At 60.1% G+C, this 19,148-nt stretch carries 18 protein-coding genes; 11 read left to right on the top strand and 7 right to left on the bottom strand.

The features are described from left to right. Positions 1 to 137 precede the first annotated feature (137 nt). Both ACVVH8_RS04970 and ACVVH8_RS04975 read right to left on the bottom strand, forming a co-directional pair. On the bottom strand, positions 138 to 1,070 hold the full coding sequence (locus tag ACVVH8_RS04970) for a DUF4880 domain-containing protein (protein WP_475228814.1): 933 nt from the start codon (positions 1,068 to 1,070) through the stop codon (positions 138 to 140). Continuing rightward, on the bottom strand, positions 1,067 to 1,555 hold the full coding sequence (locus tag ACVVH8_RS04975; RefSeq protein WP_103305168.1) for a sigma-70 family RNA polymerase sigma factor: 489 nt from the start codon (positions 1,553 to 1,555) through the stop codon (positions 1,067 to 1,069). Before ACVVH8_RS04975 ends, ACVVH8_RS04970 begins: the two co-directional genes overlap by 4 nt. A gap of 189 nt (positions 1,556 to 1,744) precedes the next feature. Between ACVVH8_RS04975 and ACVVH8_RS04980 the strand changes: the two genes are divergently transcribed. From ACVVH8_RS04980 to ACVVH8_RS05005, 6 genes are all read left to right on the top strand, one after another. Then, positions 1,745 to 2,050, top strand: a complete 306-nt coding sequence (locus ACVVH8_RS04980) for a DUF3649 domain-containing protein (protein ID WP_201235172.1) — start codon at positions 1,745 to 1,747, stop codon at positions 2,048 to 2,050. After that, positions 2,047 to 3,633: a PepSY-associated TM helix domain-containing protein gene (locus ACVVH8_RS04985; protein ID WP_475228816.1), complete on the top strand. Its 1,587-nt coding sequence runs from the start codon at positions 2,047 to 2,049 to the stop codon at positions 3,631 to 3,633. Before ACVVH8_RS04980 ends, ACVVH8_RS04985 begins: the two co-directional genes overlap by 4 nt. Beyond that, on the top strand, positions 3,633 to 3,959 hold the full coding sequence (locus ACVVH8_RS04990) for a DUF3325 domain-containing protein (RefSeq protein WP_475228819.1): 327 nt from the start codon (positions 3,633 to 3,635) through the stop codon (positions 3,957 to 3,959). Before ACVVH8_RS04985 ends, ACVVH8_RS04990 begins: the two co-directional genes overlap by 1 nt. Before the next feature lies 1 nt (position 3,960). Then, on the top strand, positions 3,961 to 4,527 hold the full coding sequence (locus ACVVH8_RS04995) for an RNA polymerase sigma factor (RefSeq protein ID WP_213027609.1): 567 nt from the start codon (positions 3,961 to 3,963) through the stop codon (positions 4,525 to 4,527). Continuing rightward, entirely contained in the window at positions 4,524 to 5,513 is a 990-nt protein-coding gene (locus ACVVH8_RS05000; RefSeq protein ID WP_475228821.1) for a FecR family protein, read from the top strand. The genes ACVVH8_RS04995 and ACVVH8_RS05000 overlap by 4 nt, the downstream gene beginning before the upstream one ends. 206 nt (positions 5,514 to 5,719) lie before the next feature. Further along, positions 5,720 to 8,149: a TonB-dependent siderophore receptor gene (locus tag ACVVH8_RS05005; protein ID WP_475228823.1), complete on the top strand. Its 2,430-nt coding sequence runs from the start codon at positions 5,720 to 5,722 to the stop codon at positions 8,147 to 8,149. A gap of 142 nt (positions 8,150 to 8,291) precedes the next feature. Here the strand turns inward: ACVVH8_RS05005 and ACVVH8_RS05010 are convergent, their stop codons facing one another. Then, positions 8,292 to 9,167: a helix-turn-helix domain-containing protein gene (locus ACVVH8_RS05010; RefSeq protein ID WP_475228826.1), complete on the bottom strand. Its 876-nt coding sequence runs from the start codon at positions 9,165 to 9,167 to the stop codon at positions 8,292 to 8,294. A 271-nt stretch (positions 9,168 to 9,438) separates the two neighbouring features. Here ACVVH8_RS05010 and ACVVH8_RS05015 point away from each other — a divergent pair, with 271 nt between their 5' ends. Then, positions 9,439 to 10,341 carry a DMT family transporter gene (locus ACVVH8_RS05015; protein ID WP_213027613.1) on the top strand — a complete coding sequence of 301 codons (903 nt, stop codon included), beginning with the start codon at positions 9,439 to 9,441 and terminating at the stop codon, positions 10,339 to 10,341. A gap of 19 nt (positions 10,342 to 10,360) precedes the next feature. On the opposite strand, the gene ACVVH8_RS05020 is transcribed toward ACVVH8_RS05015, so the two are convergent. Both ACVVH8_RS05020 and ACVVH8_RS05025 read right to left on the bottom strand, forming a co-directional pair. Then, on the bottom strand, positions 10,361 to 10,870 hold the full coding sequence (locus tag ACVVH8_RS05020) for a DUF2165 family protein (protein ID WP_103305177.1): 510 nt from the start codon (positions 10,868 to 10,870) through the stop codon (positions 10,361 to 10,363). 148 nt (positions 10,871 to 11,018) lie between these two features. Continuing rightward, the gene (locus ACVVH8_RS05025) at positions 11,019 to 11,993 is read right to left on the bottom strand and encodes an NAD(P)-dependent oxidoreductase (protein WP_315446467.1); all 975 of its coding nucleotides are present in this window, start codon (positions 11,991 to 11,993) and stop codon (positions 11,019 to 11,021) included. Between the two features lie 343 nt (positions 11,994 to 12,336). Here ACVVH8_RS05025 and ACVVH8_RS05030 point away from each other — a divergent pair, with 343 nt between their 5' ends. After that, a complete protein-coding gene (locus ACVVH8_RS05030) occupies positions 12,337 to 12,798 on the top strand; it encodes a hypothetical protein (RefSeq protein ID WP_475228828.1) in 462 nt (153 codons plus the stop codon). A gap of 115 nt (positions 12,799 to 12,913) precedes the next feature. Here ACVVH8_RS05030 and ACVVH8_RS05035 read toward each other — a convergent pair whose 3' ends face one another. Next, positions 12,914 to 13,288: a DUF6124 family protein gene (locus ACVVH8_RS05035; protein ID WP_475228831.1), complete on the bottom strand. Its 375-nt coding sequence runs from the start codon at positions 13,286 to 13,288 to the stop codon at positions 12,914 to 12,916. A gap of 508 nt (positions 13,289 to 13,796) precedes the next feature. Then, complete coding sequence (locus ACVVH8_RS05040; protein ID WP_103305180.1) at positions 13,797 to 14,765, bottom strand: LysR family transcriptional regulator; 969 nt, start codon at positions 14,763 to 14,765, stop codon at positions 13,797 to 13,799. A 277-nt stretch (positions 14,766 to 15,042) separates the two neighbouring features. Between ACVVH8_RS05040 and ACVVH8_RS05045 the strand changes: the two genes are divergently transcribed. From ACVVH8_RS05045 to ACVVH8_RS05055, 3 genes are all read left to right on the top strand, one after another. Then, positions 15,043 to 16,542, top strand: a complete 1,500-nt coding sequence (locus ACVVH8_RS05045; RefSeq protein ID WP_475228833.1) for an efflux transporter outer membrane subunit — start codon at positions 15,043 to 15,045, stop codon at positions 16,540 to 16,542. A gap of 215 nt (positions 16,543 to 16,757) precedes the next feature. Then, positions 16,758 to 18,950: an FUSC family protein gene (locus tag ACVVH8_RS05050; protein WP_475228836.1), complete on the top strand. Its 2,193-nt coding sequence runs from the start codon at positions 16,758 to 16,760 to the stop codon at positions 18,948 to 18,950. After that, positions 18,940 to 19,140: a DUF1656 domain-containing protein gene (locus ACVVH8_RS05055; protein ID WP_007914106.1), complete on the top strand. Its 201-nt coding sequence runs from the start codon at positions 18,940 to 18,942 to the stop codon at positions 19,138 to 19,140. The genes ACVVH8_RS05050 and ACVVH8_RS05055 overlap by 11 nt, the downstream gene beginning before the upstream one ends. Positions 19,141 to 19,148: the final 8 nt, after the last annotated feature.

Genomic DNA, 19,148 nt, shown 5'->3' on the forward strand with positions numbered 1-19,148 from the left:
AAATATTTTTTGAAGAACTGCTTTTGTGGCAGGGAGCTTGTCGCACCGTCTCGCTGGACGCGAAGCGGTTCACGCTTTTAAAGGACGGGCCTGTTGCGCAGTCCAGCGGGTGCAAGCTCCCTCGCCACAGGTTCATTTCAAGCCTTGGCTTCTACGCTGACCCAGTAGCGGGTAAAGCGCTTCACTTTCACCGGCAAGCTGATTTCCAGCAGATCCAGAATCCGCTCGCTGTCATCCAGTGGATAAGTCCCGGAGATCAGCAAGTCGGCCACCTTCCTGTCGCAGTTGAGTTGTCCGCGACGATAGCGCCCCAGCTCATCGAGGAAGTCGCCCAGACGCATATGCGCCGCGACCAGCATGCCATCGGCCCAGGCGCCGCTGTTGGCGTCCAGCGGTCGGGCGTCGCTGACAGCGACGGAGGTGAAACTCAGTTGGCGGGCGACAGGCAGCAGCATCGGTGCGCGTCCGTTGGCCGTCAGTTCGACCCGACCCTCAAACAACGCGACCTGCGTGCGATCAACAAACTGACGCACGTTGAGGCGCGCGTCCCGGGTTTTCAGAATGCCTTGTGCAGTCCGCACTTCGAACGATTGCGATGCGGTCAGGAGGATTTCGCCTTCGAGCAAGCGGATCAGTCGTTGTGCGCCATCGACATCCGCTGCACTTGAAGTATTGAGCTGCAATTGATCGCCCGCACCCAACGCAATTTTTCGTCGCTGACCCACCGGGCTGCGGTAATCGGCGAGCAGCGACGGCAGCGGATTGTGTTCGCGCATGCCCCAGGTGACGGCCGAACCGCCACCCAGAATCAGCAACAGTTTCAGCGCCTGACGGCGACTGCCGGACTTCGGCCCGTTCAACGCCGCGTGCGCCAGCGGTGAGGCCACACCGCGCAAGCGCTGGTTGACCCGCTGAATGTGTTCCCACGCCCGACGATGTTCGCTGTGTGCCTCCAGCCATTGTTGCCACGCCAGTTGTCGACGCGGGGAAAGCGCGCCTTGCTGCATTTCCATCAGCCAGTGCACGGCCTGTTCGGCCACTTGCGCAGAAAAATCCGCGACGCGGTTCATAGGGCGAAATAGCAGCGCATCGCCGCTTTGTTCAGATGACGTTTGACCGTTGCCACCGAAATGCCCAGTTCGGCGGCGATCTGTGGATAGCTCAGGCCATCGACCTGCGCCAGCAAGAAGGCGCGCTTGACCAGGCGCGGTAAACCGTCGAGCAACTGATCGAGCTCTATCAGGGTTTGCAGGATGATCGCTTTGTCTTCTTCCGATGGCGCGAGCATTTCCGGCATCTGCGCGAGGGTGTCGAGGTAGGCGCGTTCCAGATCCTGACGGCGGTAGTGATTGAACAGGACCCGCTTGGCGAGCGTGGTGAGAAAGGCGCGAGGTTCGATGATCACCGCTGGTTCGCGGGCGGTCAGCACCTTGATGAAGGTGTCCTGCGCCAGGTCCGCCGCGCTGTCCGGGCAGCCGAGCTTGCGCCGCAACCAGCCGGTCAGCCAGCTGTGGTGGGCCTGATAAAGCGATTCGACGGGATGGGCGGACGGCAACGGGATGACTCCGGGCGCAACAATATGCGGAGAAAACATGCGTTAGAGAACAAGAATGGTTCGCATTGTAGGGCGCAAGCACGGCGTCCGGCAATCAGATGCTTTTGCGTATGAGAATATTTATCATTAATATTGCTCGCCTGTTGGTTCGGCTTGTTGGCCGGACGATTTTCGTTTCAGGGTCGAAACATGAAAGCCAAACTCGCCACACTGCCCATGTCCTATCGTCTGGCCGTCACCTCGCGGGTGTTGGCAGCGGTATTTGGCGGCTATCTGGTTGCCGCGCTGGCCAGTGTCACCCTGACGATGTGGCTGCCGTTGAACCGCGCCGAAGCGGTGGTGACCGGCATGACCGTTTCCTTCCTGGTTTATCTGGTCGCCGTGCTGTGGTGTTTTGCCTGCCGCACGGCGTGGTCGGCATGGGTCGGTTTACTGGTGCCGAGCGTGATCCTGGCGACCATCTCCGGCGCGGCCCGTGGGTTGGGGTACGCATGAAAGAGGGTTTTCGCCAGGCCATGGCCTGGCTGCACACCTGGGTCGGGCTGGTCTTCGGCTGGTTGCTGTTCGCGATTTTTCTGACCGGCACCCTGGCTTATTTCAATGACGAAACCAGTCACTGGATGCGCCCGGAAATTCCCGCGCGAGCGATCAATAGCGAGGCGAGCCTTGCCCTGGCGCAGGATTATCTGCAGCAGCATGCCGCCGGTGCTTCGCGTTGGCTGATCGACTTGCCCGATGCCCGCGACCCCGGCCTGACCGTGCGCTGGCAGCAGGCGCCGGCGAAACCCGGCGAGCGCGGTCGCTTTGAATCGAAAACCCTCGATGCGCAGACCGGTGCCGAAGTGCAGGGCCGCGAAAGCCTGGGCGGCGAGTTTTTCTATCGCTTCCATTTCCAGCTGCAAATGCCTTATCCGTGGGGACGCTGGCTGGCGACGATCGCCGCGATGGTGATGTTCGTCGCGCTGATCACCGGGATCATCACCCACAAGAAAATCTTCAAGGACTTCTTCACCTTCCGCCCGCGCAAGGGCCAGCGTTCCTGGCTTGACGGGCATAACGCCGTGGGTGTGCTGGTGCTGCCGTTTCACTTGATGATCACCTACAGCAGCCTGGTCATTTTCATGTCGATGGTCATGCCGGCGAGCATTCTGGCGTCCTACGGCGGTGATGTGCGGGCGTTTTACGATGAGGTTTTCCCGGCCTCGAAGACGCCGGAGCGGGCCGGCGTTTCCGCACCTCTGGCTCCCATGGCGCCGCTGTTGGCCAAGGCCAGTGAGCAATGCTCGGGCGGCACCACCAAGCGGCTGTCGGTGAACAACCCGGGTGATGAAAATGCCTCGGTGGTGCTGTCCCGCGCCGGTGATCGTGTGGTGCACGATTTCGGCAGCGCGGTGACCTTCAACGGCGTCACCGGGCAGATGCTCGGCAGCACACCGGATCAAGCTGTGGCGATGGCGGTGGGTGGCACGTTCTACGGTCTGCACATGGGCCATTTCGCCGGGCCGGTGCTGCGCTGGCTATATTTCATTTGTGGTCTGGCCGGCACGGCCATGATCGGCACCGGGCTGGTGATCTGGCTCGGCAAGCGTCAACTCAAACACGCCAAGAGTGGTGTGATGCCGTTCGAACTGCGGCTGGTGGAAGTGCTGAACATTGCCAGCATGGCCGGACTGGTGTCAGCGGTGGCGGTGTTCTTCCTGGCCAATCGGCTGTTGCCGGTGGCGCTGGCGGGGCGGGCCGATTGGGAAGTGAATGCGTTCTTTATTGCCTGGGGGTTGAGTCTTTTGCATGCGCTGATGCGTCGCGGACGCAAGGCCTGGGTCGAACAGCTTGGGCTGGGGGCGTTGCTGTTTATCGCCGTGCCGCTGATCAATGCGCTGACCACACCGTGGAATCTCGGCGTAACGCTTGCGCAGGGTGACTGGGTGCTGGCCGGGTTCGATCTGACGTGCCTCGGAGCAGGTCTGTTCCTGGCGTGGGCCGCATGGAAAATGCAGCGCGCCAGCAATGCCGTCAGCGTGAAAAAGCCACGTCGCGAAACGGCTCGGCCGGTCACGCTTGAACAGGGAGCGAATTGATGCTGCTGGCCCTGTTGCTTTGCTACGCCGGGTTTACCGCGCTGTGTTTGTCGTTGCCTCGGCACCACGATGAATTGCTCGGTCACAAAGCCTCGGCTCGCCGCCGTCAGGGCTTGCAACTCAGCGGGTGGTTATTGCTGGCCTTGTCGCTGTGGGCGGCAGTGTCGAGCAACGGCTGGAGTTTCGGTCTGGTCGACTGGTTCGCGGTACTGATGCTCAGCGCACTGACGTTGGTGTTGTTGCTGCCGTATCGCCCGCGTCTGGCTTTGGCACTGGCGGGGGTCAGCCTGCTGGCCAGTCCGGTCGCTGCATGGGCGCAGTGCTGAGGTGCTGATCGGTCTGCCGCCGGAATCCCGCGACGACGAGCCGCGCGGGGCACGTGCGCATTTTCTTCAGGTGTTCCTGTCCCAGCGTTCACAAATGGAAGCGCTGGTGAACCGGCGCGTCGGCTGCCGGGCGACGGCGGCAGATCTGGTGCAGGACTTGTTTCTGCGCTTCTGGCGCCGACCGTTGGTGCAGGTTGAAGAACTCAGCACCTACTTGTTGCGGTGTGCCGGCAACATCGCCATCGACCATTTGCGCAGCGAAGGCACGCGGGTGCGCGTCAATGAAGGCTGGCAACCGGAAGAGCCGCACAGCCACGGCAGCGAACCGCAAGCAGCGCTGGAAGCCGGCAACGATCTGCGCCATGTCGAAGCGGCGTTGCGCGCCTTGCCCGAGCGCACCCGGCAGATTTTTTTGCTCAATCGCATTCACGGCCGCAAGTACGCGGACATCGCCAAAGCCATGGGCCTGTCCCAAAGCGCCGTGGAAAAACATATGATGCGCGCCCTCGAGGCCTGCAAGGCCAGCCTGCGCGAACCCGCGCCACGCACGCCAGGGAAAGCACCGTGAATCACTCCGACCGCGTCATCCCGACGCCCGCCCAGGAACAGGCGGCATTTGCCTGGCTGAGCCTGTTGCATGACCGGCCCAGCGCTGGCGATCAACTCACCTTCAGCCAATGGCTGCGCGCCGACCCGGCTCACGCCGAGGCTTATGCACAGGCACAAGTGGTCTGGGAGTTGAGCGAAGGGCCGGCGAGGACGCTGGCCGACGAAGAGGCGCTGGCGTTGCAGGGCTATCTCGAGACGATGGATCGCCCGCGTCGTCCGCAGCTGCTGCGTTGGTCCGGTGCGCTGGCGATGGCGGCGTGTCTGTTGCTGATGGTCAGCCTCGGCACAGGGTGGCAGCCGCAGCGCTGGCTCGATGATCTTGGCGCCGATTATGTTTCGGCGCCCGGCGAGATTCGCACCGTAACCCTGGCCGACCAGTCGCAAGTCACGCTGGATGCTGACAGCGCCATCGCGGTGGATTTCAGCCATGGCGAGCGCCATGTGCAGTTGCGTCGTGGCGCCGGATTTTTCAGCGTGACCCACACGGGTGAGCCGTTTGTGGTCGAGGCCGAGAAGGGCCAGGCGCGGGTGCTCGGGACGCAATTCGAGGTGCGTCTGCAACCTCACGGCGCGCAGGTCACGGTGTTGTCCGGACGGGTCGGTGTGACAGCGGATCGCGACGCAGCGCAGCAGATTCTCACGGCGGGTCAGCAGGTCGCCTACGGTGCGGGCTCGGCGCAGAAACTCCACGCGGTGGACAGCGAGGCACAACTGGCCTGGCGTCAGGGCTGGCTGACTTACTACAAAACCACGCTGGCGGAGGTGGTGGCGGATCTGCGCCGCTATTACCCGGGGCGAATTGTTTTGCTCAACGAAGAGCTGGCGGCGCGCAAGGTCAGCGGCAGTTTCCCCAGTAAGGACCCGCAGGCTGTGCTGAGTTCGCTGCAAGGGGTGCTGGGGTTTGAGCAGCATCAGGTGCTGGGGCATCTGATCATTTTGCGTTGAGGCGGCTAAAGCCATCGCGAGCAGGCTCACTCCTACATTTGGAATGCGTTCCCCGGTAGGAGTGAGCCTGCTCGCGATGGCGCCGGATCGAACACCACAAAAAATAATTTGCAAATGTTGGTGAGGTAAACCCGAGCCCCATCCGTGTAGTGACTGAAACTGCGAGTCATTCGCATCCGTTGCGGTTCTACACAGGTCATTGAGCAATGAAGTCCAGGGCAAAATCGGGTTCGGTCAAACAGTGGTTGGGCGTTCAAGCGTTGAGCTTTTCGGCATTGGCCTTGCTGCCAATGAGCGTGGCGCTCGCCGCTGAAACCGTCAGCAGTCAGGCGCAACAGCAATTCAACTTCTCCCTGGCCGCCAAACCGCTGCCCCAGGCTCTAAGCGACTTCAGCCGTGTCACCGGGCAAAGCGTGGTTTACACCGATGAAGCGCCGTACGGACTCACCGCACCCGCCGTGAACGGCCAGATGAGCGCCGAACAAGCGCTGCAACGCCTGCTCAGCGGTTCCGGCCTGAACTTTCGTCGCACCGACAGCCACACGCTGGCGCTGGAGCCGCAACCCACTGCCGGTGCGCTGAACCTTGGCGCCACCACCATCACCTCGATGCGCGACGAGTCGATGAGTTATCAGCCGCCGCCAACCAGTTCGGTGATGCGTTCATCGGCCTCGCTTCAAGAGATCCCGCAGACCGTCAACGTCATCCCGGCGCAAGTGATCCGCGATCAGGCGCCGCGCAATCTCGACGATGCGTTGGCCAACGTCAGCGGCATCACCCAAGGCAACACTTTGGGCAGCACTCAGGATTCGGTGATGACGCGCGGTTTCGGCGACAACCGCAATGGCTCGATCATGCGCGACGGCATGCCGATCATGCAGGGCCGGGGCATGAACGCCACGGTCGATCGCGTCGAAGTGCTCAAAGGCCCGGCGTCCTTGCTGTACGGGATTCAGGACCCGGGCGGCGTGGTCAACCTGGTCAGCAAGAAACCCGAACTTGAGCAGTACAACGCACTGACTTTTACCGGTTCGACCTACGGCGACGGCAAGAACGGCAGCGGCGGCACCTTCGACAGCACCGGCGCGCTGGGCGATTCCGGGCTGGCCTATCGCATGGTGGTGGATCACGTCGACGAAGATTACTGGCGCAACTACGGCACCCACCGTGAAACGTTGATCGCGCCATCGCTGGCCTGGTACGGCGAGCGCACCAAACTGCTGTTCGCCTATGAACACCGGGAATTTCTCACCCCGTTCGACCGTGGCACGTTGATCGATCCGCGCACCAACCATCCGCTGGACATCTCACGCAAGGAGCGTCTCGACGAGCCGTTCAACGACATGGAAGGGCGTTCGGACTTGTATCACTTCGAGGCCGACCACGAACTCAACGACGACTGGAAAGCCCACTTCGGCTACAGCTGGAACCGTGAAACCTACGACGCCAGCCAGGTCCGCGTGACCGCTATCGACACCAAAAAAGGCACGCTGACCCGCAGCATGGACGGCACCCACGGCGCGATCACCACCGACCGTTTCACCACCGCCAGCCTCGAAGGCAAGGTCAACGTGCTGGGCATGCAACACGATCTGGTGTTCGGCGTTGACGACGAGTACCGCAAGATCTACCGCGCTGACCTGATCCGGCAGAAAAGCCTGACCAGCTTCAGCTACATCAACCCGGTGTATGGTCGCGAAGTCGAAGGCACCACGGTCAGCCCGGCGGACAGTGCACAGACCGATTTGCTGCGCAGCGATTCGGTGTTCCTGCAGGATTCGATTCACCTCAACGACCAGTGGATTCTGGTCGCCGGCGGACGCTTCCAGGAGTACGACCAGTACGCCGGCAAAGGCGTGCCGTTCAAGGCCAACACCGACACCAATGGGCAGAAGTGGGTGCCGCGCGCGGGCCTGGTGTATCGCTACACCGATGAGCTGTCGTTCTACGGCAGCTACACCGAATCGTTCAAACCCAACTCGACCATTGCCCCGTTGAGTGGCAGCAGCACCGTGCTCGACGGCAGCATCGCGCCGGAACAAGCCAAGTCCTGGGAACTGGGTGCGCGGCTGGACATGCCGGGGCGCATCACCGGCAACATCGCGCTGTTCGACATCAAGAAACGCAACGTGCTGGTGGCCAACTCCGAAGGCCCGACGACGATTTACAGCGCTGCCGGTGAAGTGCGTTCGCGTGGTCTGGAAGTCGATATGACCGGTCAACTGAGTGAACGCTGGAGCCTGATCGGCAACTATGCCTACACCGATGCCGAAGTCACCGAAGACCCGACTTACAAGGGCAAGCGTTTGCAGAACGTGGCGAAGAACAGCGGCTCATTGTCGGCGGTGTATGACTTCGGCAGCGTGATCGGCGGCGATCAACTGCGCGTCGGTGCCCGGGCGCGCTATGTCGGCGAGCGGGCGGGCAATGCGGTAAATGATTTCGATCTGCCGAGCTACACCGTGGCCGATGCGTTTGCCACTTACGACACCCAAGTGGAAGGGCAGAAGGTCAAGTTTCAGCTCAATGTGAAGAACCTGTTTGACCGTACTTACTACACCTCGGCGGCGAGCCGGTTCTTTGTGTCGATGGGGGATTCGCGGCAGATCTCCTTGTCCAGCACCTTGGAGTTCTGAGCCGAAACCGCGTCATCGTTCATCGCTGGCAAGCCAGCTCCCACAGGTTCTTGGTCGAGCACAAATTTCTCCAACGGCCGAGGACTTTGTGGGAGCTGGCTTGCCAGCGATGAGGCCCTGATAGACGGCAAAGATTCCAGTTCTAACGCAAAAACGCCTGCCGATACTCGCCGGGCGTCCCGCCCAACACCTGCCTGAACCGATTGGTGAAATGACTCGCGCTGGCAAACCCACAGGCCAGCGCAATTTCCCCCAGTGGCAACGCCGTCCCGCGCAACAACTCCCGCGCCCGGCTCAAGCGCCTTGCCAGCACATATTGATGCGGTGGCAAACCGAAGCTCACGCGAAACATCCGCGCAAAGTGGTACTCCGACAACGCACACAATCCAGCCAATTGCCCGAGGCTGATCGGCTCGGCCAACTGGGTGTCGATGAACTCCACCAACTGCCGACGCTGGTGCGGCGCCAGTCCACCCTTCAGACGCAAACCCTGACGGGCGCCGACCTGACTGAGCAAGGTATGGCTGATCAATTCATGCGCCAGGCTACTGGTCAGCAAGCGTTCGGCGGGCTCGTCCCAGTTCAGCGTCAGTAGCTGGCGAAAGCGCTGCGCCTGTTGCGGGTCTTCGAGAAAAGTCTGCTCGCGCAGCTGCATTTCCCGTGGCTCGCGATCAAGCAACGTGACGCAACCGATGGCGAATTGTTCGGCGCTGAAGTACAGGTGGGCCAAACGGATATCACCGTTGATTACCCAGCCCGATTCATGGTCGGCCGGCAGGATGCACAGCTTGTCCGGCCCACCCTTCTGGCCCGGCTGACCGCGACGAAACGTGCCGGTGCCGCCGGCGATGTAGCAGGAGAGGGTGTGATGGCTGGGGGCTTCGTATTCCTGGGCGTCGTGGTGATTGGTCCACAGGGCCGCAGCCAGGCCGTCACCGAGCTCGGCGCTGTGCACAAGGCGAGCGTTCGGCGAGCGGTTAAGCGCTTGGAAGACTTGCAGGTTATCGATTGCGGCCATGATCGGTTCTCTTCAACGCCTTGCATCCTACTCCGTAGGCGTCGTGCTGCCAGCCAGCCCGCCGACAAATGCGCAAGATTGTGCAAGCGCTTCAACCCTTGGTGCAGCACCCTGATCCTCAATTCAGCGCAAAACCTTGTGGCGAGGGAGCTTGTCGCGCCATCTCGCTTGAGGGCGTAGCGCTCACAAGTTTTTGGGGCCGCTGCGCAGCCCATCGGGGATAAATCCCCTCGCCACAATAGCGCTTGGCATTGCTTTCGGGAGTTCGCTTATGAATCTGTCGTTGTATCTGTTGACCGTGCTGATCTGGGGCACCACCTGGATTGCCCTGAAATGGCAACTGGGCGTAGTGGCGATTCCGGTGTCGATTGTTTATCGCTTCGGCCTCGCGGCGTTGGTGCTGTTCGTCTTGTTGCTGCTCAGCCGTCGGTTGCAACCGATGAACCGTCGTGGCCACCTGATCTGCGTGGCGCAGGGCTTGTGTCTGTTCTGCGTTAACTTCATGTGCTTTTTGACCGCCAGTCAGTGGATTCCCAGCGGTCTGGTGGCGGTAGTGTTTTCCACCGCAACCCTGTGGAACGCCCTCAATGCGCGGGTGTTCTTCGGCCAACGGATTGCCCGTAACGTGTTGATGGGCGGTGCGCTGGGGTTGTTTGGCCTGGGTCTGTTGTTCTGGCCGGAACTGGCCGGCCATCGCGCCAGCCCGCAGACATTGCTCGGCCTCGGTCTGGCGCTGTGCGGCACCTTGTGTTTCTCGGCGGGCAACATGCTCTCAAGCCTGCAACAGAAAGCCGGGCTGAAACCTCTGACCACCAATGCCTGGGGCATGGCTTACGGTGCGGCGATGCTGTCGGTGTGGTGCCTGATCAAAGGCATTCCGTTCGACATGGACTGGTCGACGCGTTACGTCGGGGCGCTGCTGTATCTGGTCATTCCAGGTTCGGTGATCGGTTTCACGGCGTACCTGACGCTGGTCGGGCGTATGGGCCCGGAGCGCGCGGCTTATTGCACGGTGTTGTTCCCGGTGGTGGCGCTGAACGTCTCGGCGTTTGTCGAAGGTTATCAGTGGACAGCGCCAGCATTGATCGGGCTGGTATTGGTCATGCTGGGTAACGTGCTGGTGTTTCGTAAACCGAAGGCGGTGGTATCACCGGTGCAGGGAAAGTTGGCTTGAAATAAATGAGCGCTGAACGTCAGCGCTCGACTTTCAATGTGATGTAAATCATCACCGGGAATATGAAGTCAACGATATGCCGTGCCCAGTCTTTGGCATTCCATGATTGTGAAGTGTCCATGTCGAACCATTCGACACCCACTGTTTGCAGACAGACGTAATAGATGAATATTGCAACCAGTATGCCCATGATCGAGAACTTCTTGGCTTCATGGAATGCCTCTGCCGATTCATCGATCTTGCGATAAAGCTGATAAGTGCCGATCAGACACAGCACCGTATAAGTCACCTCCATGGTGATGATGAACCAATAGATCCGGTGGTGAATCATCGGTGATTCAATGGCTCGATACTTGATGTTCTCACTTGCAGTAGTGGTGTCCATGCTCAGGATGTGAGCCACGTACGTGTAGTTTGAATTGTAGTCGGTGAAGTTGTGGATCATCACCAACAGGCCAAAGAAACTGATGTAAGCCATCAATATAACTTTGCTGTAGCGGATGATTTTTTCGGTGGTCAGTGTGTTCAAGGTTTTTGCTCTCCATAGCGCTCATCGATAATTCGATAGCCGGGCAGAGCTTATAATGCTGTTGTTTTGTTTTGTTTGTTGTTCAATTTCAAGTTGTGTATGTGCGTAACTAACGGGCAAGTGCTGTTTGGCACTTGCCCGTGCTTTTTTATCCGCGCCAGACTTGCGGATTGACCAGGTCCTGCGGGCGTTCGCCGAGCAACGCACTGCGCAAGTTGGCAATGGCCCGATTGGCCATGGCTTCGCGGGTTTCATGGGTGGCAGAGCCGATGTGCGGCAGGGTCACGGCGTTTTTCAGCTGGAACAGTGGCGACTCGGCCAGCGGTTCCTTTTCGTAGACGTCCAGACCAGCGCCACGGATGCGGTTGTTTTGCAGCGCTTCGATCAGCGCGGGTTCGTCGACGACCGGACCACGGGAGATGTTGACCAGAATCGCGCTCGGCTTCATCAGCGCCAGTTCGCGATGGCTGATCAGGTGGCGGGTCTTGTCGCTGAGGGGCACGACCAGGCAAACGAAATCGGCTTCGGCGAGGAGTTGGTCGAGGCTGCGAAATTGTGCGCCGAGTTCTTGTTCGAGTTCGGTCTTGCGGCTGTTGCCGCTGTAGATAATCGGCATGTTGAAGCCGAACCGGCCACGGCGGGCGACGGCGGCGCCGATGTTGCCCATGCCGACGATGCCGAGGGTTTTGCCGTGTACGTCAGTGCCGAACAATGGGGCGCCGACGCTGGCTTGCCATTGCCCAGCCTTGGTCCAGGCGTCGAGTTCGGCGACGCGGCGGGCGCTGCTCATGATCAGGGTGAAGGCGAGGTCGGCGGTACTTTCGGTGAGTACGTCCGGGGTGTTGGTGAGCATGATCCCGCGTTCGTTGAAGTAGTCGAGGTCGTAGTTGTCGTAGCCGACGGAGACGCTGGAGACCACTTCCAGTTTTGCGGCGTTTTCCAGTTGTGTGCGGCCGAGTTTGCGGCCGACGCCGATGAGGCCGTGGGCGTGGGGCAGGGCTTCGTTGAACTGGGCGTTGATGTCGCCGTTTTTTGGGTTGGGGACGATGACGTCGAACTCTTGTTTTAGTTGTTCGATCATTGGGGGGGTGATGCGGCTGAAGGCCAGGACTGTTTTTTTCATCGTTTTGGCTCTTGTTCGGGCTCGATGCAAAGCAAGCTAACATTTCTGGCGGCGGGTTGTCTTGGCGGCTTGTGCGCCGAACAGTCTCTAGGACTTCTGGGTGAATATACGGCTTTTGGGGGCTGCTCCTTGTTCATCCGGAGCATCTGTTGAGTGTTGCTGTTCTAAACGTGCGCTGACTATTGATTGTTTCGCTTATAACAAAAAAGAATCTTCGATGAATGCTTTTATTGCGAATGGATCTCTAAGCCTGTCAGTTCTGACAGGTGCAGGTAAATAATAATAATGGCAGTCTTTTATTTCGTGTTTTTCGCGGCAGCCAACTTTGATAAAAGGACTTCTCATGAAAAATGAAATTTTTCTGTCTTCAAAACAACAAAAGGGCGTGAGCGGTACAGCCAATGTCCTCATTGATGGTCTTGCACCATTCAATGGCGTGATTGAAACCTTTTCGACGAAAGGTGAGGAGGTTTTCGTTAGTGCAAACCAGCAATTTGATGCCGCGCGATCAGGGGCTCTGACTTTCAGGTTTATGGCGAATATTACTAATGGTAAGCATAATTATGAGGCGGGTTCAGGGCTGAGTATTACTTATAGTTTGCGCGAAAAGTTTGAAGGGTGGACAAAAATCACGCCGTATCCGGCTGTTTATGGTAGTGGAGCTGTGAATGTGACTTTCGACTCTGCTAAAGGTACGTTGGCAGTTGGGTTTGAATTGGAAGTTCAAAATAATCCAACAGAGCCAAAGTTAAAAGCGATTGGTGCATTCAGAGATGTTTCAGGTCTTGTGGATATGAATAAATAACACGGCTCTATTTTTATGCAGTCAGTGTTTTTTTGATTGATCGCCGTCCATCGGGACGTCCATGTTTATCAATAGACGTGGACGTCCCGCGCCGGGCTCAGGCGGCTCCTACGGATTAGCGATGCGTGGCGGGTGGTGTCACGTCGACGTTATCCAGCACGCGGTTCACCGCCAGTTCGGCGAGCATGATGATCTGCTGGATCGCGAGAATCGTGCGCCGTTGCGGAAGGTCGATGTAGGCGGCGATGTCACTGCTCATGAGGCTGGCTTGTGCCAGTGATTCGCAGGCGTGGACCAGCAGGCTTTCGTTGTCCTGGCCCGGGGCGACCTGGAACATGGTGCTGGGTTTGTGGAAGCGCAACGTTAGCGCGTTGGGTTTGAGGTAGTGGTCGAGGGCGCGATCGGCGGCTTCGTGGAATTTCTTCGAGCCGGGGAATTCGTAGGGGGTGGTGTTATCCGCTTCAGGCGGATTGGGTGTTGGTTTGAACATGGCAAAGATCCTTTTTAAGAAATGGAGCTGCCATCTTTCGTTTTCCAGACGATAAGGGTGGCAGCTGTACGCGGACTGGAAAAACCGGCAAAGGATCAAACCCGGCAGACCCGAAGGTCTCCCACGTACAGCCGCCATAACTCGAACACCGGCGCTGAAAAAGCGCGGCATTATGTCATGTGCTGTGATCCTGCGGGTTTTCCAGACCCGGTCGCTGATTCGTCAGCGACACCCAAACCCTACCCACCGCCCTTCCGACGAGCAACCTGCAAAACACGTCGGAAATATCCGCGAAAACGCCCAAATGTAGGAGCTTCCGTAGGCTGCGACCTGTTGATTTTTAAACACCAACATCAAAAGATCGGAGCGTGCGGCAGCTCCTGCACGGGCCGGTGAGATGTTTAAAAAGCACCGGCCACGCGAACCCTGTGGGAGCTGGCTTGCCAGCGATGGCTGCCGGACAGCCGGCCAATTTCTAGCAGACTGCCCACACTGCAAATTACCGAAATCAGTTGGCGACGCGAGCCCCGGCAAGGCTGCCGCTGAGCTCATAAGCAGCCAGTTCCGCCTGATGCGCCGCGAGTATTTCTGGCAGCGAACCGCGCAGGTATTCGACCCAGGTCTTGATCTTCGCATCAAGGTATTGCCGCGAAGGGTAGATCGCATACAGGTTGAGTTCCTGCGAGCGGTAGTTCGGCATGACCCTTACCAGCGTGCCGTTGCGCAATCCCTCGATCGCTGCGTACACCGGCAGGACGCCGACGCCCATGCCGCTGGTGATCGCGGTTTTCATCGCGTCGGCGGAGTTCACCAGAAATGGTGAGCTGTTGATGGTGACCATTTCCTGGCCTTCCGGGCCGTCGAAGGCCCACTTCTCCAGTGGGATGACCGGGCTGACCAGGCGCAGGCAGGCGTGGTTGAGCAGGTCGCTGGGCTTTTGCGCGCAACCGTTGGCTTTCACGTAGGCGGGCGATGCGCAGACGATGCTGTAGGTGATGCCCAGGCGTTGCGAGACGAAACCGGAGTCCGGCAGTTCGCGGGCCAGCACGATGGAGACGTCGTAGCCTTCGTCGAGCAAGTCCGGCACGCGGTTGGCCATGGTCAGGTCGAAGGTCACGTCGGGGTGGGTCTTGCGGTAGCGGGCGATGGCGTCGATCACGAAGTGCTGGCCGATACCGGTCATGGTGTGCACTTTCAACTGCCCGGCGGGGCGGGCGTGGGCCTCGCTGGCTTCGGCCTCGGCTTCTTCGACGTAGGCGAGGATCTGCTCGCAGCGCAGCAGGTAACGCTTGCCGGCCTCGGTCAGGGCGATGCGCCGGGTCGTGCGGTTAAGCAGTCGGGTTTGCAGGTGGGCTTCCAGGTTGGAGACCGCGCGCGAAACGTTGGCGGTGGTGGTGTCGAGTTGCACGGCGGCGGCGGTGAAGCTGCCGGCTTCGGCCACGCAACTGAAGGCGCGCATGTTTTGCAAAGTGTCCATGGGGTGCTCTCAAGGGAGATGGCAAATTGTGACACGAAGTTTCGAGGGCTGAGACCCAGACTTAAGGATTATCTCGTTAACCGTAACAAAGATTCACAGAAAACCCAGCTTATCGCCGAACAGGGCGTTCCATAGAATTGCGCCGATCCGATGTAGGCGCTGCCGCAGGCTGCGATCTTTTGATTTTGTTTTAAGGGAATCAAGATCAAAAGATCGCAGTCTTCGGCAGCTCCTACAGCGAGTCCTCGCCTTATCCTCTTCTCAGGAATTCGCAGCTGTGCCGCGTCGCATCAACAGAGCGCTTTTGCCGCTCAGTGTTCTGGCTTTTACCCTGGGTCTCAGCGGCTGCATCTCAACGCAAGGAATTGCCCCGCATAGCAAGGCATTGGAAGCCGACGCACTGGCCACCGACGAGGCCATCGCCCACGCCGCCCGTGACGCAAACTGGCCCACCGCACAATGGTGGCAAGCTTACGGCGACCCGCAACTGAATCGCTGGATCGACCTCGCCGTACAAGACAGCCCGAGCATGGCCATGGCCGCTGCGCGGGTGCGTCAGGCCAAAGCCATGGCCGGTGTCGCCGAAGCGGCCGAGTCGTTGCAGATCAATGGCGAGTCGACGCTCAAGCGCCACAACTGGCCGACCGATCAGTTCTATGGCCCGGGCGAGTTGGCCAACACCACAACCTGGGACAACAACGCCGCGCTCGGTTTCAGCTATGCGCTCGACCTCTGGGGCCGGGAAAGCAATGCCAGCGAACGCGCGGTGGATCTGGCGCACATGAGCGCCGCCGAAGCTCGACTGGCCCAGCTCGAATTGCAGAACAACATCGTGCGCGCCTACATCGAGCTGTCGCTGCATTACGCCCAGCGCGACATCGTCGCCGCGACGCTTGCGCAGCAACAGCAGATTCTTGATTTGGCGCAGAAGCGTTTGAACGGCGGGATCGGTACGCATTTTGAAGTCAGTCAGGCGCAAACGCCGTTGCCGGAAACCCATCGGCAACTGGATTCGCTGGATGAAGAAATTGCCCTCAGCCGCAACCAGATCGCCGCACTGGCCGGCAAGGGACCGGGTGCGGGCGCGCAATTGCAGCGACCGACGCTGTCCCTTGGCGCAGCGCTGAAGTTGCCGTCAGCGCTACCGGCCGAACTGCTCGGGCAACGCCCGGACGTGGTCGCCAGTCGCTGGCAAGTGGCGGCGCAGGCACGCGGAATTGATGTTGCGCACGCAGGGTTTTATCCCAACGTCGATCTGGTCGGCAGCCTCGGCTACATGGCGACCGGGGGCGGCGCGCTGGAGTTTCTGACCGGCAAGAAGCTCAATTACAACGTCGGCCCTGCGATCTCGTTGCCGATCTTCGATGGTGGGCGTTTGCGTGCTGAATTGGGTGAGGCCTCGGCCGGTTATGACATCGCCGTCGCGCATTACAACCAGACGCTGGTCAACGCGCTGAAGAACATCTCTGACCAGTTGATCCGCCGTGAGTCGATGGACAAGCAGCAAGGCTTTGCCGCCGAGTCTGTGGCCACGGCGCAGAAAACTTACGACATCGCGATGATCGCCTATCAACGCGGCCTCACCGATTACCTCAACGTGCTGAATGCGCAGACGCTGTTGTTCAAGCAGCAGCAAGTGCAGCAACAGGTGCAGGCGGCGCGATTGACGGCGCATGCGGAGTTGGTGACGGCGCTGGGTGGTGGGCTTGGTGCTGGCAACGATGTGCCGACTGTAGAGAAAACCCAAGCCCCGAAAACCCCGGCACTTTTGCGGTGAACACCCAATTCACTACACAAACCCCTTGTGGCGAGGGGATTTATCCCCGATGGGCTGCGGAGCAGCCCCAAAACCTGCAAACCGGTTCTGCCTGGTACACCGCATTTGCTTTTCTTGGGGCCGCTTCGCTGCCCATCGGGGATAAATCCCCTCACCACAAAAATTGATGTTTGCCACAGAAAACTCTTCAGTCCTCAATCATTGAGCAAGACCAAATGACTCCCTTGCCCGCACCTCTACGCTGGCTCTACTCCCTGGAATGGCGTCGGGGTTTGTTTGACTGGGCGCGCAGCGATGGCGTGACCTGGGTGTATATCTTCAAGGTGTTGCTCGCCGCATTCCTCACCCTGTGGCTGGCCATGCGCCTGGAATTGCCGCAACCGCGCACGGCGATGATCACCGTGTTCATCGTCATGCAGCCGCAAAGCGGTCAGGTGTTTGCCAAGAGTTTCTATCGCTTCCTTGGCACCCTCGCCGGGTCGGCGATGATGGTCACGCTGATCGCGCTGTTCGCGCAAAACACTGAGTTGTTCCTCGGCTCGCTGGCGATCTGGGTTGGCATCTGCTCGGCCGGTGCGGCGCGTTGCCGTAACTTTCGTGCCTACGGATTTGTCCTGGCTGGCTACACGGCGGCGATGGTCGGTTTGCCGGCGCTGGCGCATCCGGACGGTGCGTTTATGGCGGCGGTTTGGCGGGTGCTGGAGATCTCGCTGGGGATTCTCTGCGCCACCGTAATCAGCGCGGCGATCCTGCCGCAAACCGCCAGTGCGGCGATGCGCAATGCCTTGTATCAGCGGTTCGGCGTGTTCGCCCTGTTCGTCACCGACGGCTTGCGCGGTCGCAGCAAAACCGAATCCTTTGAAGCCAGCAACGTGCGTTTCATCGCCGAAGCCGTGGGCCTGGAAGGGCTGCGCAGCGTGACCGTGTTCGAAGACCCGCACATGCGTCGGCGCAACGGTCGACTCAGCCGTTTGAACAGTGAGTTCATGGGCATCACCACGCGCTTCAACGCACTGCATCAGTTGCTTGAACGCTTGCGCGGCAATGGCGAGGAGCACGTCGTCGCGGCGATCAGACCAGGCTTGCAGGACCTCGCTGAAGTGCTCGACGGCTTCAGCGGCCGCGCCCTGACCAGCCCCGATGCGGCGCGATTGGCGACTGCGCTCGCGACCTACAAGGAAGACCTGCCGGCGCGGGTGCGCAGCCTGCGCGCGATCTTCCAGGAGAGCGAACCCAGCGACGCCGAGCAGCTGGATTTCCACACCGCGTACGAACTGCTCTATCGCTTCGTCGATGACCTGCACAGTTATGCGCAGACGCACGCATCCCTGGCCGATCACCGCCACGAGCGCGAGCGCTGGGACGAGCCGTTCACCCCGCAAACCAACTGGTGGGCCGCCGCGGCCTCGGGGATTCGCGCCTCGTTCATCCTCATCGTGCTGGGCAGTTACTGGGTCGCCACCGCGTGGCCGAGCGGCGCGACGATGACCCTGATTGCCGCCGCCACCGTGGGCCTGTCCGCTGCCACCCCGAACCCGAAACGCATGGCGTTTCAAATGGCCTGCGGCACGTTTCTCGGGGCGCTGATCGGCTTCGTCGAGATGTTTTTCATCTTCCCGTGGATCGACGGTTTTCCGCTGCTGTGCGTCATGCTCGCGCCGGTAATCGTGTTCGGTTCGTTCCTGACTTCGCGGCCGCAGTACGCCGGTGTCGGTCTCGGTTTGCTGATCTTCTTCAGCACCGGTTCGGTGCCGGACAACCTGACCATTTACAACCCGTACACCTTCATCAACGACTACATCGCCATGGTCATGGGCATGCTGGTCTGCGCCGCTGCGGGCGCAATTATTCTGCCGCCGAACAGCCGCTGGTTGTGGCGGCGGCTGGAGCAGGATCTGCGTGGCCAGGTGGTCTATGCGATCAGCGGCAAACTCAAAGGCCTGGCGTCGAGTTTCGAGAGCCGCACCCGCGACTTGCTGCATCAGGCCTACGGTCTCGCGGCCGGTGAACCGAAGGTGCAGAAAAACCTGCTGCGCTGGATGTTCGTGGTGCTCGAAGTCGGTCACGCGATCATCGAGTTGCGCAAGGAACAGGCGATTTTGCCGGTGCACCCAGCGTATGCCGAATCGCAGCCGTGGCGTCAGGCGATCCGCGTGATGGGCCGCGCGTTGGTGCGGCTGTTTCTGCAACCGAACGCCAGCAATCTGGAACGCGCACTGGTCGCTGTCGATCACGCGATCAGCCGCGTGGCCGCGACCGATGAGCCATTCGCGCCGCACTTCGATACCTCGGCGTTGCGCCGGGTGAAGAGCTATCTGCACTTCATCCGCACCTCGTTGCTCGACCCGCAATCGCCGCTGGCCGCGCTCGCGCCAGCCAAGCCCGAAGGACTTGCCCATGCCTCGTGAAATCGCTTTCCACGGCGTGTACATGCCGACCATGACCCTGATGTTTTTCATCGCCGCGGCGCTGGCCTGGGCGGTGGATCGGTTCTTGTCGGGGTTCGATCTGTACCGTTTTTTCTGGCACCCGGCGCTGCTGCGCCTGAGTCTGTTTACCTGTCTGTTCGGCGCGATGGCGCTGACTGTCTACCGTTGAGAACGATC

The sequence above is a fragment of the Pseudomonas trutticola BRTCR10 genome (genome assembly GCF_056155105.1).

Coding starts and splice junctions, on each gene's coding strand:
- ACVVH8_RS04970 (WP_475228814.1), bottom strand. CDS start 1,070: ATGAACCGCGTCGCGGATTTTTCTGCGCAAGTGGCCGAACAGGCCGTG.
- ACVVH8_RS04980 (WP_201235172.1), top strand. CDS start 1,745: ATGAAAGCCAAACTCGCCACACTGCCCATGTCCTATCGTCTGGCCGTC.
- ACVVH8_RS04985 (WP_475228816.1), top strand. CDS start 2,047: ATGAAAGAGGGTTTTCGCCAGGCCATGGCCTGGCTGCACACCTGGGTC.
- ACVVH8_RS04990 (WP_475228819.1), top strand. CDS start 3,633: ATGCTGCTGGCCCTGTTGCTTTGCTACGCCGGGTTTACCGCGCTGTGT.
- ACVVH8_RS05005 (WP_475228823.1), top strand. CDS start 5,720: ATGAAGTCCAGGGCAAAATCGGGTTCGGTCAAACAGTGGTTGGGCGTT.
- ACVVH8_RS05010 (WP_475228826.1), bottom strand. CDS start 9,167: ATGGCCGCAATCGATAACCTGCAAGTCTTCCAAGCGCTTAACCGCTCG.
- ACVVH8_RS05015 (WP_213027613.1), top strand. CDS start 9,439: ATGAATCTGTCGTTGTATCTGTTGACCGTGCTGATCTGGGGCACCACC.
- ACVVH8_RS05025 (WP_315446467.1), bottom strand. CDS start 11,993: ATGAAAAAAACAGTCCTGGCCTTCAGCCGCATCACCCCCCCAATGATC.
- ACVVH8_RS05030 (WP_475228828.1), top strand. CDS start 12,337: ATGAAAAATGAAATTTTTCTGTCTTCAAAACAACAAAAGGGCGTGAGC.
- ACVVH8_RS05035 (WP_475228831.1), bottom strand. CDS start 13,288: ATGTTCAAACCAACACCCAATCCGCCTGAAGCGGATAACACCACCCCC.
- ACVVH8_RS05040 (WP_103305180.1), bottom strand. CDS start 14,765: ATGGACACTTTGCAAAACATGCGCGCCTTCAGTTGCGTGGCCGAAGCC.
- ACVVH8_RS05050 (WP_475228836.1), top strand. CDS start 16,758: ATGACTCCCTTGCCCGCACCTCTACGCTGGCTCTACTCCCTGGAATGG.
- ACVVH8_RS05055 (WP_007914106.1), top strand. CDS start 18,940: ATGCCTCGTGAAATCGCTTTCCACGGCGTGTACATGCCGACCATGACC.